The sequence below is a fragment of the Moritella yayanosii genome, from assembly GCF_900465055.1.
Classification (GTDB): domain Bacteria; phylum Pseudomonadota; class Gammaproteobacteria; order Enterobacterales; family Moritellaceae; genus Moritella; species Moritella yayanosii.
Genome location: NZ_LS483250.1, coordinates 711085 through 726350 on the forward strand (window position 1 = coordinate 711085; position 15266 = coordinate 726350).

General features: G+C 40.9%; 11 protein-coding genes. All 11 read left to right on the plus strand.

Annotated features, from left to right (window positions below; translation table 11 throughout):
- The 11 genes from tssB (at position 1) to MORIYA_RS03210 (ending at position 15108) form a co-directional block, all read left to right on the plus strand.
- Positions 1–507: a type VI secretion system contractile sheath small subunit gene (gene tssB, locus MORIYA_RS03160; RefSeq protein WP_112712634.1), complete on the plus strand. Its 507-nt coding sequence runs from the start codon at positions 1–3 to the stop codon at positions 505–507.
- A complete protein-coding gene (tssC, locus tag MORIYA_RS03165; RefSeq protein WP_112712636.1) occupies positions 507–1994 on the plus strand; it encodes a type VI secretion system contractile sheath large subunit in 1488 nt (495 codons plus the stop codon). Before tssB ends, tssC (MORIYA_RS03165) begins: the two co-directional genes overlap by 1 nt.
- Positions 1995–2075: 81 nt before the next feature.
- Positions 2076–3770 (plus strand): type VI secretion system contractile sheath large subunit, encoded by a 1695-nt coding sequence (tssC, locus tag MORIYA_RS03170; RefSeq protein ID WP_112712638.1) that lies wholly within the window; start codon positions 2076–2078, stop codon positions 3768–3770.
- 120 nt (positions 3771–3890) lie between these two features.
- A complete protein-coding gene (locus tag MORIYA_RS03175) occupies positions 3891–4712 on the plus strand; it encodes a type VI secretion system accessory protein TagJ (protein ID WP_162629220.1) in 822 nt (273 codons plus the stop codon).
- On the plus strand, positions 4712–5203 hold the full coding sequence (tssE, locus tag MORIYA_RS03180) for a type VI secretion system baseplate subunit TssE (RefSeq protein WP_112712642.1): 492 nt from the start codon (positions 4712–4714) through the stop codon (positions 5201–5203). Before MORIYA_RS03175 ends, tssE begins: the two co-directional genes overlap by 1 nt.
- 75 nt (positions 5204–5278) lie before the next feature.
- Positions 5279–7114, plus strand: a complete 1836-nt coding sequence (tssF, locus tag MORIYA_RS03185; RefSeq protein ID WP_112712644.1) for a type VI secretion system baseplate subunit TssF — start codon at positions 5279–5281, stop codon at positions 7112–7114.
- Between the two features lie 15 nt (positions 7115–7129).
- Positions 7130–8107 carry a type VI secretion system baseplate subunit TssG gene (tssG, locus tag MORIYA_RS03190; protein ID WP_112712646.1) on the plus strand — a complete coding sequence of 326 codons (978 nt, stop codon included), beginning with the start codon at positions 7130–7132 and terminating at the stop codon, positions 8105–8107.
- Between the two features lie 142 nt (positions 8108–8249).
- On the plus strand, positions 8250–9941 hold the full coding sequence (gene ushA / locus MORIYA_RS03195) for a bifunctional UDP-sugar hydrolase/5'-nucleotidase UshA (RefSeq protein WP_112712648.1): 1692 nt from the start codon (positions 8250–8252) through the stop codon (positions 9939–9941).
- 222 nt (positions 9942–10163) lie between these two features.
- Positions 10164–10826, plus strand: coding sequence for a hypothetical protein (locus MORIYA_RS03200; protein WP_112712650.1), 663 nt, complete (start codon positions 10164–10166; stop codon positions 10824–10826).
- A gap of 21 nt (positions 10827–10847) precedes the next feature.
- The gene (locus MORIYA_RS03205; protein WP_112712652.1) at positions 10848–14384 is read left to right on the plus strand and encodes a T6SS effector BTH_I2691 family protein; all 3537 of its coding nucleotides are present in this window, start codon (positions 10848–10850) and stop codon (positions 14382–14384) included.
- On the plus strand, positions 14377–15108 hold the full coding sequence (locus MORIYA_RS03210; RefSeq protein WP_112712654.1) for a hypothetical protein: 732 nt from the start codon (positions 14377–14379) through the stop codon (positions 15106–15108). The genes MORIYA_RS03205 and MORIYA_RS03210 overlap by 8 nt, the downstream gene beginning before the upstream one ends.
- The last annotated feature ends 158 nt before the right edge of the window (positions 15109–15266 follow it).

Sequence of the window (15266 nt, forward strand, 5' to 3'; positions counted from 1 at the left end):
ATGGAAAGCGTACAATCAAAATTATCACGAGTACGTACCCCACGGGTACATATTACGTATGATGTTGAAACGGGTGGTGCAATTGCCAAAAAGGAATTACCTTTTGTTGTTGGTATCATGGGTGACTTTGCCGGTGAAAATAAAACGTCATTGAAACCGTTGAAAGACCGTCGTTTTGTGCAAGTTGATCGAGACAACTTTGATGATGTATTAAAACGTATGAATCCGAAGTTAGAATTTAAAGTTGATAACACGCTGACCGATGAAGAAGGCCTGGAAATGAGTATTAACCTTGAATTTAATTCGTTGGCTGACTTTGAACCTGCTGCTGTTGTTAACCAAGTTGAACCATTGCGTAAATTAATGGAAACACGTAACAAGTTAAGAGACTTAATGACCAAAGTAGATCGCTCTGAAGAACTTGAAGATATTCTCGAAAAAGTATTAAGCAACAGTGCTGATTTAGAGCAGTTAGCGAGTGAACTAGACCTTGGGGAGAAAGCATAATGTCTGATATTGCAGCAGCACAAGAACTCGAGTCGACCGAAGGTCAAGTATCGATACTTGACCAAGTCATTGGCGCCACTAAGCAAACTGAAATATCGCGCTCACAAGAACTGATTAAAACGTTAACCGAAGAAGCGTTAAATGGCACGGTTAGTTGGAATAAGAATCTAACCGTTACCTTCAATGAATCGATTGCAGCTCTTGATGCTAAAATTTCCAAGCAGTTAGCTAAAATCATGCATCATGACAAATTCCAAAAATTGGAAGGTTCGTGGCGTGGTGTGCATACCTTGGTGAGCAGTTCAGATACGGGCGGTTCGTTAAAGTTACGCTTGATCTCGATAACTAAAAAAGAACTACATAAAGATTTAAGTAAAGCGGTTGAGTTTGATCAAAGCCAGATATTTAAAAAGGTTTATGAAGGTGAATTTGGTATTGCGGGTGGTGAACCGTTTGGTGCAATTGTTGGTGACTATGAGTTTAATAATCACCCCGAAGATATCGAAACGCTGTCATTGATGTCGAACGTATCAGCCTCTGGTTTCTGCCCGTTCTTATCCGCATCGGCACCTGAATTATTTGGTTTTGATTCTTGGAATGAAATGGATAAACCCCGTGATCTGAGTAAAGTATTTGAGTCACTGGAATACACTAAATGGAATTCATTCCGAGAAAGTGCGGATTCACGCTTCGTGACACTGACTATGCCACGTGTTTTGGCGCGTTTACCTTATGGTGAAGCGACATCACCAGTTGAAGAGTTCCGTTACGAAGAGTTTGAATTAGCAGAAAACGGGCAATCGTCAACAGAAGCCGATCATGATGACTATTGCTGGTCAAATGCAGCGTATGCATTGGCATCTCGCCTTACTGAAGCATTTTCAAAATATGGGTTCTGTACTGCAATTCGTGGTGCTGAAGGTGGAGGTAAAGTAACCGGCCTGCCAACCCATACTTTCATTAGTAATGATGGCGATCCAACGCTCAAATGTCCAACCGAAATTGGCATTACCGACCGTCGTGAAGCGGAGTTAAGCAAACTCGGTTTCTTGCCTATTTGTCATTATAAAGATAAAGATTACGCGGTATTCTTTGGCGCGCAATCTTGCCAGAAAGCGGGTCAATATAACGATCCAGATGCCCGAGCAAACGCCGCAATATCAACACGTTTACCTTATATTATGGCCACGTCACGCTTTGCGCATTACCTTAAGGTGATGGGCCGAGATAAAGTCGGTAGCTTTGCTGAAGCGAAAGACCTTGAAAATTGGTTAAACCGTTGGATCCTTGGTTTTGTTAATGCGTCTGAAGGTGGTGGTCAAGAAATTCGCGCGAAATATCCATTAGCCGATGCGAAAGTAACTGTTGCAGAAATTCCGGGTAAACCAGGTAGTTATAACGCTATCGCCTGGATGCGTCCGTGGTTACAAATGGAAGAATTAAGCACGTCGTTACGTCTTGTGGCTAAAATTCCAGAAGGTAATTAAGATCTATTCTTAGTTTTTTACTTAAAGTAGCAGGTGTTGAATCTGCTACTTTAATTCAATGCATATTGTTAAGGGAGTAGCATGATGCAGCAAACCATTATTAACCAGTCCGAAACAATAGACGCTAAAGCCTCGATGTCTTCTGTGGACAATAATAGCGACAGCAATTCTGATAAAAGTAGCGATAGCAGTACTGATAATATTACCAAAAAGAGTACCGACAGTAAGAATCAAACTAATAATGCTTTTGTATTGAATGCTGTGGATCTTTTACAGCAGGATTTCTTGCAACATATGGATGTTGAAGATGACCTCAGTATTGAAGAATTATTGGTTTGGCTCGTAGATAACGGCATGCAAACGCAGGGACATTTCAGGCAAGCACTGAATGCTACCTTGACTCGGTTGTTAACAGACCTAGATAAAATATTGAATACCACGATGAACAACATTATTCATCATAATAAGTTTCAACGGCTTGAAGCAAGTTGGCGTGGTGTGCATTATCTGGTGCAGCAAGAGCAAGCCATTGATCGGGAAGAGTTGATTCAAGTTAGGATGCTAAGTATTTCGTGGCAAGAAATTTCGCGAGACTTTAGTCGCGCCATCGAATTTGATCAGAGTAATCTATACCGCCTTATTTACAGTAATGAATTCGGTCAAGCTGGTGGTCAGCCGTTTGGGTTATTACTCGGTGATTATCAGATCACTAATCGCATACAACCGGGTAATTCATTGTCCGACATTGATATTCTACGTAATATGACGCAAGTCTCTGCAGCGGCTTTCGCGCCCTTTATCGTCTCTGCTAGTCCGCAGTTTTTCGGGGTTAACAGCTTTGCTGAATTAGGTTTAGGTGCGGATATTGATAAACATTTCGAACAGCTAGAATATATGCAATGGCGTCGTTTGCGTGAAACTGAAGATGCACGTTATCTTGGCCTTACCGTGCCGTATATGTTAATGCGCAGTCCTTATTTAGACGATGGCCGTTTTCATCATCAATTTCGTTTTCGTGAACGTATTGAAAATTCCGAACAAGATAACTTATGGGGCAATATTGGCTATTCGTTTGCAGTGATATTGATGCGATCTTTTGCTAGTTCAAAATGGTTTGCGCAGATCCGCGGGGTTAATCAGGGTGAAATCAGTCGTGGGTTAGTTGACCAATTCCCGCATCACTATTTGGGGGCCGGATCGTCACTGAGTATGAATTGTGACGTGTATAAACGTCGCAACCAAATACCCTTAAATATGTATGTAAGTGAACGGTTAGAAAAACAGTTTTCGGAAGCGGGTTTTATCCCGTTATCGGTGTTACAACACACCGACAAATTGGCCTTTTTTAGTAATTCTTCAGTGCAAAAAGCAGTGAATTATATACATAGTGGTGTGCAAGTGACAACGGATGCAAAAATCGCACAGGTTAACGCACGACTCGCGACTATGCTGCAATACATTCTTTGTGTATCACGGTTTGCTCATGCGATTAAAGTTATCGGCCGCGAAAAAGTGGGTAGTTATTTAACCGCGCAGCAGATCCAAGGTGATATTCAAAAATGGCTGCAGGGATATACGGCTGCCGCAGGCAGTGCTTCTGACGAAGTAAGGTCAAAGCGACCTCTGAGTGAAGCGCGAGTCGAAGTACACGAAGTGAAAGGAAAAATAGGTCATTTTTATTCAGTCATACACTTAAAACCCCATTTTCAATTAGATCAAATGGTGTCGTCGATCCGCTTAATTACGGAGTTGGCGAGCAGTGATGTTGCCGTGTAGCAGGAAAGGCACTCTCTGCAGGGTTGGTTAGCAACCTATGCATTGGCCTATTCAACAAATATTAGAAGTTAGACTTTAAAGTTAAAAGCAAATTACATTCGCATGCATAAGGATATGAAGATGCAAGAGATAAAACAATTAATTGAAGCTGGCAAGCTACAAGACGCAATTAGTTATTGTCAGGCAATATTAAAAAAACAACCGCTAGAAACCGATATCCGCAGTGCCTATATCGAGCTGTTATGTGTTAATGGCGAGTTAGATAAAGCCGATAAACAAATTAACTTGTTGCTGAGTCAAGCGCCTGATACGGCGATTGGTGGTAAAAATGTACAACAATTAATTCGTGCACAACAGTCCCGTGTTGATTTTTCACAAGGTGGTGCTACTGCCGAAGTGTTCAGTGACGTTGATGCCGAGCTTAAGGCGATTGTGGCATTGCAGGTTGCGATTAAAGACCAGAATAATGCCGATGTTGTCAGTCTGTGTGCCGCGTTAGAAAGTGCCCGTTATCAGTCGAGTCCGACCCAACCACGTGATCTTGATGATAGCCTCGCTGGTTATCTGGAAGTGCTGGGCACCAATGGTAAATTTTACTTAGTTAAATTTTCACAAATCAGTGTATTAGAATGGCAAGCGCCAACGTCAATATTGGAACAAGTATGGCGTCGTGTGCATATTGACATTATCAACGGCCCCAGTGGCGATGCATTCATTCCGTTAACTTATCTTAATAGCCAATCTGATGCCGAAAAACTAGGTCGCGAAACCGATTGGCAAGCAATGAGCCAAGCTGCAAATAACGAGCAGAGCATGTACCAAGGTGTGGGGCATAAAATGTTATTAATCGGTGAGTCCGCGCAGCAACTTACTTATTTTACGCGTGATCTTGATGTTCAGGAAACGGAAGTTGATACATCGCCACAAGCAGCGTTAGTTTAATGGCAGTCAACAATAAACAGCTTATCGAAGCATCATTATTAGATAAGCTGATTGATTTAGAACCCAATATTAGTAATGCTCAGGAAAAGCGTACCGGTATAACGGTGCGGGCATTACGCCGAGCAATGAAACGAGACTTAGAAAACTTATTAAATTCAAAGATAAGGTGGATGAATTGGTCACATTATTATCGTGAGCTGGATAATTCATTGTTTAACTATGGTTTACCTGATTTTTCGGGGGTTCCGGTAGGGACATTAGATGGCAGACTGGCATTATGCGCCAAAGTCAAAGACACCATTCTGCGTTTCGAACCGCGTATTATCGAGGTGAATGTCGAACCGATTGATGTAGATGATGATATTGACCGGTCTTTAAAGTTGCGCATTGAAGCGCTGATGCACGCGGACCCACATCCTGAACTGATCAGTTTAGAATCTGAAATTGAACCAGTTTATCTGGGCATATCGGTCTCTGATAATTTGTATTAATTTTCCAATTTGTAATCGCAATGGCAGTATATACGTGTGTATTTATTGTGATTGCCATATCCATAGGCTGTATATATGAGTGATGATTTATTAAGTTATTATAATCGTGAGTTAAGTTACCTAAGACGTATGGGCGCTGACTATGCTAAAAAATATCCAAAAATAGCAGGTCGATTAAAGCTTGATGATGACTCAGTCGAAGATCCACATGTATCACGGTTGCTCGAAGGGGTATCGTTATTAACCGCACAAATTAGACAAAAACTCGATGATAGTTTTCCGGAATTAACCGATGCCTTGTTAGGGCAGCTGGCGCCTGATTATCAAGTAACTATTCCGTCACTGGGTATTTGCCAACTTAATGTCAACGAGATTGTCAGCAATGGTAGCTTATTTGCAAAAGGCAGTCGTGTGGTTACTCATGTGGCGGGGTACAAGGCTTGTGAGTTTACCACCTGTTATGATACCGACGTTAAACCACTGACTATTGAAGATATACGCTTTAAAAATGCCCCTTTCAATGCGCCTGATTCGCCTTGGATCACTAAACCGCATTCGGTATTACAATTTAGCTTAAAGCATTTTGTGGCGGGTGATAATTTATCCATGGTTAATCCAGATAAATTACGCTTTTACCTTGGCGGGCAGCTGCAGCACGCATTTTTACTCTATACCCATTTATTCCAACATCTTATTGGTATTAGCATCAGTGCCAAAGATGATTTTAGTCACAGTAAAACGCTCGAAACGAGGCACCTTTCGACTGTCGGTTTTGACCATGACGAGTCTGTATTACCTTATGGCAAAAAATCATTTGATGGTTATCGCTTGTTAGTCGAGCAATTTGTGTTTCCGCAGAAGTTTTTGTTTGTGGAATTAGTCGATTTATTATCTAAATTGACCCCGGAATACCATGATGAGGTGCAGTTTCATTTCTATTTTTCAGCGCCTTCATCAGAACTCGAATCAAACATTAATCACGACAGCCTGAAGTTAAACTGCACGCCGATAATCAATTGTTTCGAGCAGCAGTTAGAGCCCGTTATACTGAGCCCAAGTGTCTATGAATACCGCATAGTGGCAGATAATCGTGACGAGTCATGTTCTGAAGTTGTCGCGATTACGGATGTCGCTTTGTATGACAGCGAGATGGATAAAACCATACTCGGGCCATTTTACAGCCAAAGTCATCCCAGCTATCAAGATGTGCAGCATTTTTGGGTGGCAAGGCGTGAACATTCAGATTGGTCGGGCGGTGTTGCCCAAAAAGGTACGGAGTTATTCATCTCGGTTGTTGATCGCGAATTCAATAGTTTTACGGATGTAGCCGCAAATGGGAGCAGCCAACGGTTAAGTTTACATGGCCGTTGTTCTAATCGGAATTTACCGGTGCAGTTACCTTATGGCGGTGGTAACCCTGTTTTACATACCCCAACGGGTGGTCATATGGTACAAAGTGCGACCTGTATGACGCCATTTACCGCGGCAGTACGCCCTGAATTAGGTAAAGCCACGCGTTGGCAGTTATTACGTTTGGTGAGTCTTGAGCATTTCTCCGGCAACGAGGGCCGCGATAAACTGTGTGATTTATTACACCTGTTTAACTTTGCTAATAATGCTGCCAGTAATACCCAAATCCAACATATTGACGCGTTAACCATTACGCCTGCGACAGCTAAGTTACAAGTACAAGGTCGAATGGGGGTGTGTTATGGCAGTGATATTAATTTAACCTTAAACCCTGCGGGTTTCCCGGACAATGACTTATTTTTCTTTGCCTCGGTGCTCGATCGTTTCTTTGCTTTGTTTGCTGCGATCAATAGTTTTACCCGTCTTAAGGTCACTTGCCATGGCAGTACGCAGCTATATCATCAATGGCCTGCGCGTATTGGCGAACGAGCTTTGCTGTAAGAATAGGGACGATGTATGTTAGAAAAAGATTTAATGCAATTTCCGCATGATTATGATTTTTATCAAGCCGTTTATGCCGTGCAAAACCAAGCAAAACGGGCCGGACTTGAGAATGGTGCCATTGGTCGTGATAATTTCCCCAGCCTTGAAGCGGTACGTTTTTCAGTTGCGCAGCAAGTTGGTTATGCAGGTGCTCCAATTAGCCAAGTGACCAAGGTCGCAGATAGCCATCAGTTAGATTTGGCGGTGACATTTTTAGGCTTGACGGGTGTGAATGGGGCTCTGCCATTTCATTATACCGAAGCCATTCTGCAGCGAATGCGACATAAAGATCATGCATTACGTGATTTCTTCGATATGTTTAATAACCGCATCATTGCCTTGTATTATCGCAGTTGGGAAAAATATCGTTTTGCCATTGGTTATGAACAAAACGGCTGTAACCCCACCGATCCCATCAGCGTAGCGCTGAGTAATTTAACTGGCGCGGATGATGATTTAGAACTCTATTTTGCCAGTTATTTCAAACATGCCATTCGTAACGAAGCTAATTTACGCAATATGTTGCAAGAGATTGTGGCAGGCGACGTTGTCATTAAGACACTGCAAGGTCAGTGGATCAACATGGCGGATGATGAAGTCACCCGGTTATGTTCACGGCAACAACCTGAAGGTGCATTCGCCTGCTTAGGGGTTAATAGCATGGTTGGTGGCAAGATGTGGGACCTGAGTAGCAAGATAGATATAGTGTTAAAGCCAAGTGATGCGTCGGACTTTGATCAGCTAAAACCTAATTCAGCCAAACGTAAGATAATTGAAAACCTAGTTGCCAGTTACCTTGGCCCAGCAGTCAAAAGTAGTTTAAAAGTAGAGGCTGATTATGCGGCGATTGTTAAACCACGCTTAGGCGCTGTCGAAATGAAACTGGGTTCTGGCGCTATGTTGTTACATGACGAATCACAGGGGGAACAGGCACGTAAGGTGTGTTTATGAGCATCGACTTTCATGATCATTTAATAAAATAACGTACACTAATCAACGTTTTCATAAAACTACCACATTCATAACTTACTCTTTAATAAGGTGATCGATAGCAGATCGTAATGGAATGAAATAACGTCAAGGAGTTGATGTAATGAATAATGTATTTTTGAAGACGATGATTGCAGCGAGTTTATCAGTCACATTAACAGCATGTGATGATAATGAGTCCAATTACAGCACATGCGTAGACGCGGGAGATGAATGTCAGCAGTTTACCTTATTACACACCAATGATAATCATGGCCGCTTCTGGGAAAATAGCTATGGTGAATATGGCATGGCAGCCCGTAAAACATTGATTGATACCATTACTGCAGAAGTCGAGTCTTCAGGCGGCGAAATATTATTGTTATCGGGTGGTGATATTAATACCGGCGTACCGGAATCTGATTTACAAGATGCGAGACCTGATTTTATCGGGATGAATCTGCTTGGTTATGATGCGATGGCTGTCGGTAACCATGAGTTTGATAACCCATTATCGGTGTTAGAAATGCAGCGAGAATTAGCTGATTTTCCAATGTTAGCCGCCAACATATATGATAATGAAACGGGCGAACGTTACTTTGACCCTTATAAAATATTTGAGATTAATGGCGTACGTATTGCAGTCATTGGCCTAACAACAGAAGACACGGTGAAAATTGGCAATCCCGAATTTATCAGTGGACTTAGATTTACCGATCCGAAAATTGAAGTGCAACTGGTTATTGATGAAATTAACGCTGCAAATAGCGCGGACGTGATATTTGCCACAACTCATATGGGGCATTATGCCGACGGCCAGCATGGCAGTAATGCACCGGGTGATGTGGCACTTGCTCGTGCGTTAAACGAAGGCGCGCTGGACGTTATTATTGGCGGCCATTCGCAAAACCCTGTGTGTATGGAAGTAGATAGCAACAGCTATGCAGACTTTCAACCGACAGGTGAATGTATTCCTGATCAACAAAATGGCACCTATATAATGCAAGCCTTTGAATGGGGGAAGTATGTAGGTCGAGCTGATTTTGAATTTTATAACCAACAACTACACTTGGTTAATTATCGATTAATCCCTGTTAACATTAAAGTTAAAAATGAAAATGGCGAGCGTGTGCTTGTTGCAGATCCGATTATCCCCGACGCAACGGTTAAAGAGATCTTATCCCAGTACCAAGCTAAGGGACAAGAAGAACTTAGCGAGGTTATTGCCACAACCGATGAACTATTAGATGGCGCACGGGCTAATGTTCGTTCTCAACAAACTAACTTGGGTCATCTCATTGCGACTGCGCATTCGCTCAAGGTTAACGCGGATATTGGTATTATGAATTCGGGCGGGGTGCGTGCATCAATCGAAGCCGGAGATATTACCTATAAAGACGTATTAACCGTGCAACCTTTTGGTAATACATTAACTAAAAGCACGATGACGGGTGCCCAAATCAGCACTTATTTGAGTGACGTAGCCACTAAGCAAGTTGGTTCGGGTGCTTATGCGCAATTAATCGGTGTAACCATGTCGGTTGATTGCCAAAATCAAAGTGTGTCGATCAGCGATATAAACAATAAAGGCTTTAGTGATACGGCGAGTTATAGTTTTACTGTGCCAAGTTTTAATGCGGCGGGTGGTGATGGCTATCCAGTTATTGACCCGGTCATGACTGGTTATGTGGATGCTGAAGTGTTGTATTCATTTTTCAAGGAAAAAGGCAATATTGTTGCGAGTGAATTTACACCCTCAAATCAGGTGGTTTATACCAATTCAGACAGTGTGAACGGTTGTTTGATTAACGAGTAACACGACTGTGTATCGTGGTGAATATTTTAACTGCGATACACACTCTTCATTTTGTATGCTAATGAGCAACAAATTCATACTTTTTCCAACTTTAAGCTATGGATATTTCTGATAAGCTAATTTTATTACGGGATAGCGTTACGGCTGTTACCAATAAATTGCTGTATTAAGGATTGATAATGGCAGAACCTCAATTTAACTTGTCGCTAAATGGATTTGGCAATGTCTTATAAATTAATATTATTAAGTGATTTAAAACCCACAGATCTCAACATGGTATTAAGGCCTCACGTCGCTGTTGATATTATCCGAGAGTTGCATCTTCACCATACGCAGATTTGGGATCTTGAATGGCATAACGATCATGCTGATTTCATGTCCTCACCAACAGATAAATATGCACGCGTAATTGAGAAACTCTTATTAGGGCATATCGTCTTATTGCAGTGGCCACAAGCTCAGTTTGACGGTGTTATTGACCGTAGCGGAAATGTATACCTGTCTATGACAATGGGTATTGGCAATGAATTACTTGCGAGTAAAGTTAAAACACTTCAAGAATCTATTGTCGCGGGTGAAAGTCATTCTCCTGCTGCTGAAAGTAAACCGCTATCAAAACCAATTATCGCACCAGTTAAAACGCCTGCCGTTGCATCTGTAAGGAAAATGCAAGATGCGGCAGCTGAGCAGGCTGTATTGATAGAGTTTAAATTGCTCGATCATGATGACACTCCTATGGCAAATGAAGCGTATTTAGTCACGCTGGCTTCTGGCGACGAAGTTAATGGGAAACTGGACGCAGATGGTTATGTGAAACTATGTGGTGCCGAATACAAAAATGCAAAAATTTGCTTTCCAGAATTTGATGGCGAAGATTGGTCATAATGACAACGTTAAGGATTGATTATGTCAGATAAAGCGAGTGTATATACAGTTGCAAGTGGTGATAACTTTACATTAATTGCACGCCGATTTGGTTTCCGTAATTATCAAGCGATATATGACCATGAGCTTAACGCGGAGTTTAAAAAACTTCGTCCAGATCCTAGCTCAATCTATCCGGGTGATGAAATCGTTATACCCCATAAAGTCATGAAAACAATACCTGCGAAAGAAGGTGGAATACAGGTTTTTCGAGTGGTAAAAGAAAAAGAAATCACTCCTCTTAAACAAATCGGTATTTTACCTGTTCGATATGCGTTTTCTGACAAGATCGCTGAATCTCTTGATGAAGAACGTCAGCAACTCGATAGCACCGGTACTAATTTAGAGTCAGGCTTGATGTCGAGTGGTATGCGCGACTATACCTTGCGTCAATTACGTGATGGTTGGCTATATGTGTATAACGACACCAAGAGTGAATTAGACGAATATGAAATATCAGGCTCAACGTATACCAAATATGACTGGGATACGATAGATCAACACGCCGACAGTCAGGCGGGTGATGCAAAAAGTATTTTGTTATACAACGAAGGTGACAAACTTGCGATTTCGTTCGCACCATTACGATGGACAGACCGAGTTTGTGAACACATGAGTAATGATGCTGCTAGCCGTGATGCATGGATGCGTCAGTTGGATATGAGCGACTACAAAAATGCACCGCATACTGCCAACATTATCAAACTAAGTGAATTAGTCGTAGATGTAGATGCTGAAGGGGATGCAACGTTTAATAATACCTGTACACCGCTATCAGATCCAAAATTGGCGGGTAATAAAGACGGACTGGTACTCCACAAGGCTGCGAGCGTCGAGACAGATCATACAGCTGATCTGCCAGAAGCAACCGAAGCGATTATTGTAGCGCTGGATGATTCACTCGCAGATGTGAAGGACCTGTATGTGGCATTAGCCCAACCGTATGCCAGACACTCGCTAGTTATGGGGTTAACGGACAAAGAAGTAGCAGACAATACCCGTAAATGGGAGATGGCTCAGTTTACCAAGAGTTTAGCGAGAGTGCAGTTAAGTGGAGATGAATTACCATCGAAAATTAAAGATAATCCCTTACTAAAAAGTAAATTCAATATTGATTTTAATGAATACTTAAATCAGGTTGAAGCTAGAAACGCTTACTCGCAAACATATGCTGCGACACAAGATATACTCGGAACTGTAGCCCAAAAATACGAAAATAAAATTACGGTATCTAAAAAGACATTATTAGAAAAGTACAATTTTGTACCTACGTACAAACAAGAACTTGATTTGATTGCACAACAAAAAAGTAAGTATCAAGATGAAGTGAGGTGGGATGAATTAGATGCATTCTGTGATGATATTGAACCTAAGTTAAAAGCCAATTTACCGTTAATTAAACAGGCACATAAAGACTTATTAGCCAGTTTGAGAATTCTTGGTAATGAAGCCATGAAAGTAGGCCTTGATGTTGAAGATGTTGAGAGCGTGACCTATCTGTTGAATTTTTCCAATGCGCTAACGTCAATGCTTATGCTTACCACACTCGATGAGGACGGTGGTGCGAGTCTCAAATCATTTTTAACTCAGCAATCCCCTGACAACCTGTTATCACTGACTACTTTCTGCTTTTCAACTGCGTATCAAAAAGAGTTTGAAGAACGAATGTTATTGTTCGCTGAGTTAAAAACCGAAACAGATAATGGTAATTATAGCTTTGCAGATAGTACAGCAAATGGTTCCTTGTGGGTGGGACGCTTCAGTGAAATGGATACCCTTATGGGTTTCAATGTGGCAGGCGCTCAGGGTTCAACATGGTATCCCCTAGTCCAATCCGCTATTCAGCGAACTTTCAATGCTTTTAAAGAAGCTGCAAAAGGAGCTGCAAGTTCGGCATGGGGAACGCTACAAACCTCATTATTCACTAATGCTCTGCCATCTATAGTATCAAATAATGTGAATGATTCGATCATTCACCATCTACGATTGGGATTATTAAGTAATGCAATTGATGAGTATTCTATCATCATAAATAAACAGTTTGATAATAAGATGAAGCAATTTAATGCTGATCTCGATGCTATCGACAATCGTCTAAAACCACTTTTTAGAAGCAAGGCTAGTTTAAATTCAAATAAAAATACCAGTGGTAAAGGTAACTCGTTCTATGCGAAAAAATTCAAGAAAGAAGCAATAGATATAGAAATTGAAAAACTAGTTAATCAAAAACAACTTCATATTGAAAATAAACCTGATTTATTCGTTTTTGAAAATGAAAAGCTTAAAGTAATAGATGCAATTTCTAATCAAAGTACTACAGAACTTGCTGGCGTTGCGGTAGCAAAACGTACACAAAAAGCGCAAGGAATATATGAAAAATATGGTGCTACTTCACCTGGGTTAGCTATGTTGAATTTTGTTAACCTGCTGTATAAAGCTGAAGATTATGCAAATAGCTATGATTATTTGGATGACAAACAGAAATCTAGAATGAATAAAGATCTTGCTTCCACTTTCTTTTGGACTGCATCCTCTATTAGTGATGTGTTTAGAGGTGTGCATTGGGCTCAGGTTCAGAATCAAGGTGACACACTATTGAGAACGTCTTTACGGGATGCAGCTGCTGATAAAAAAATAACTGTTTTAGTGAAAAGATTCAGTGTTAGCATGGGAACCATGGCTGGTTTTGGGCTAGTTGCAGCAGGTGTTGAAGCATGGATGACATGGGATGATATAGATGATTCAGGTAGTGAATTTGAAGATACATTAGTACAAATGAAATTTGCAGCCTTAACTGCGCAAACCTTTATCTTTGGTGCTCAATCAGTGCTTTGGTTATTCTCAAAGTTTGGAAACCTCGCGCTAGGGACTATATTTCTTCCGTGGATGACCGCTGTACTTGCTATATCGGGGGTTGTGTATCTTATCACTTCTGTAGTGCTTGGCATCATACAAAAAACACCTCTAGAAACTTGGGTGAATAAAAGTACGTGGGGAAAAAGGCAAAACAAAGATTGGACGGCTGAACAAGAACTTCTTGAATATGACAAAATAGTACGTCAACCCATGATTGAAATTACAACCATAGTGGAAAATGAGACTGCAGCACAGAAAATGGGCTATGGACGTAAACCTACTAAGAAACGTTTGGTTATATCTGTACCTGGGATTAAACCTAATGATGAAGTTGATATTGGTATAACGAAACACAGCTATGTATCTACATCAACGCGTATTAGAGACGTAAGTGATATATCTGCGGTAGCAGCACTTACATTGGATGATCTTAATCAAGGAATATGGGCTGAGCTAGAAGGCCTATGGCAGTACAGTGTAGACGTTATTGTTGAAACAGAACGTGATAGCTTCAATGTCAATATTGTAGTCCCTGCGGGCGATTCAGACATAGAGTATAAAGCGACAGGTAGTGAAGGCTCTTTGACTGTACATGTACAAGATCAAGTAACTATTGAAAATAGTTCTAACTTATTTACGAGCAGAGTAGGACATCATGAATAAAGAAAACGAAACAGATCAGCAAGAAATGAATGAAATTCGTTGGCAAGAAGAGCGTAAGTTACGTGATACCTTAGATGCTGAATTATTAAAAGCTCCTGTTAGTTACGAGTGGCGACTTATGGTTAAGTTTCCAATCGCACCTAAGCTTTGTTGTTATTTGATGGGGGTATTTATTGGTGGTTTATTTGTTTATAGAGGAATGAATGAAGGATCATTAGGTTCGATCATTTTTGGTTTTATCTTTGGTTTAATTCTTATAAGCATATCTCATTATTTATTTTTTCCAGATAAGGACACACACTACAAGCTCACTCCTTTAGGTATCATTTATACTGAAAAAGATACCATCCCTGATGTTGCTTATACAATCATGCGTGGTTTTGCATGGTTCTCAGTGGTTGTCTGCTTGGCGACTGTTGTATATGTTGGACCACTTGCTTTTGTTGGTGCCGGTGGAATGGCGTTATTAGCCGTTAAATTTACAGGGTTTAAAGCTGTAACTAAAGCGTTGACTGTTAACTTTGTTCAAGATTATAAGGTGAAAATATGGAGTAAAGCTGGAATTATGTCATTGTGTAGTCAGCCCATAGACTTTTCATATAGTTGTAAAATTCATTATAAGCCGAGTCAAGAAGCTGAATTGTTAGAAGCGTTGTCACGACATATAAATATCGAGCAAGTAATAAAAGTTAAAGGGCACCGTGCACTAGGATATTATGATTAGCTATTAAGAGTTAATCATGCTCGATTGTGAATGATCAGAATGGGCAGAATGGGCAGTACTACTTCAAACAAAACCAACCTTTTTTCATACCTATAACCGATTGTTGATTAAGTCTAAAGTTCATACCATTGAAGTGTTAATGGGATGAATTAAAAGGA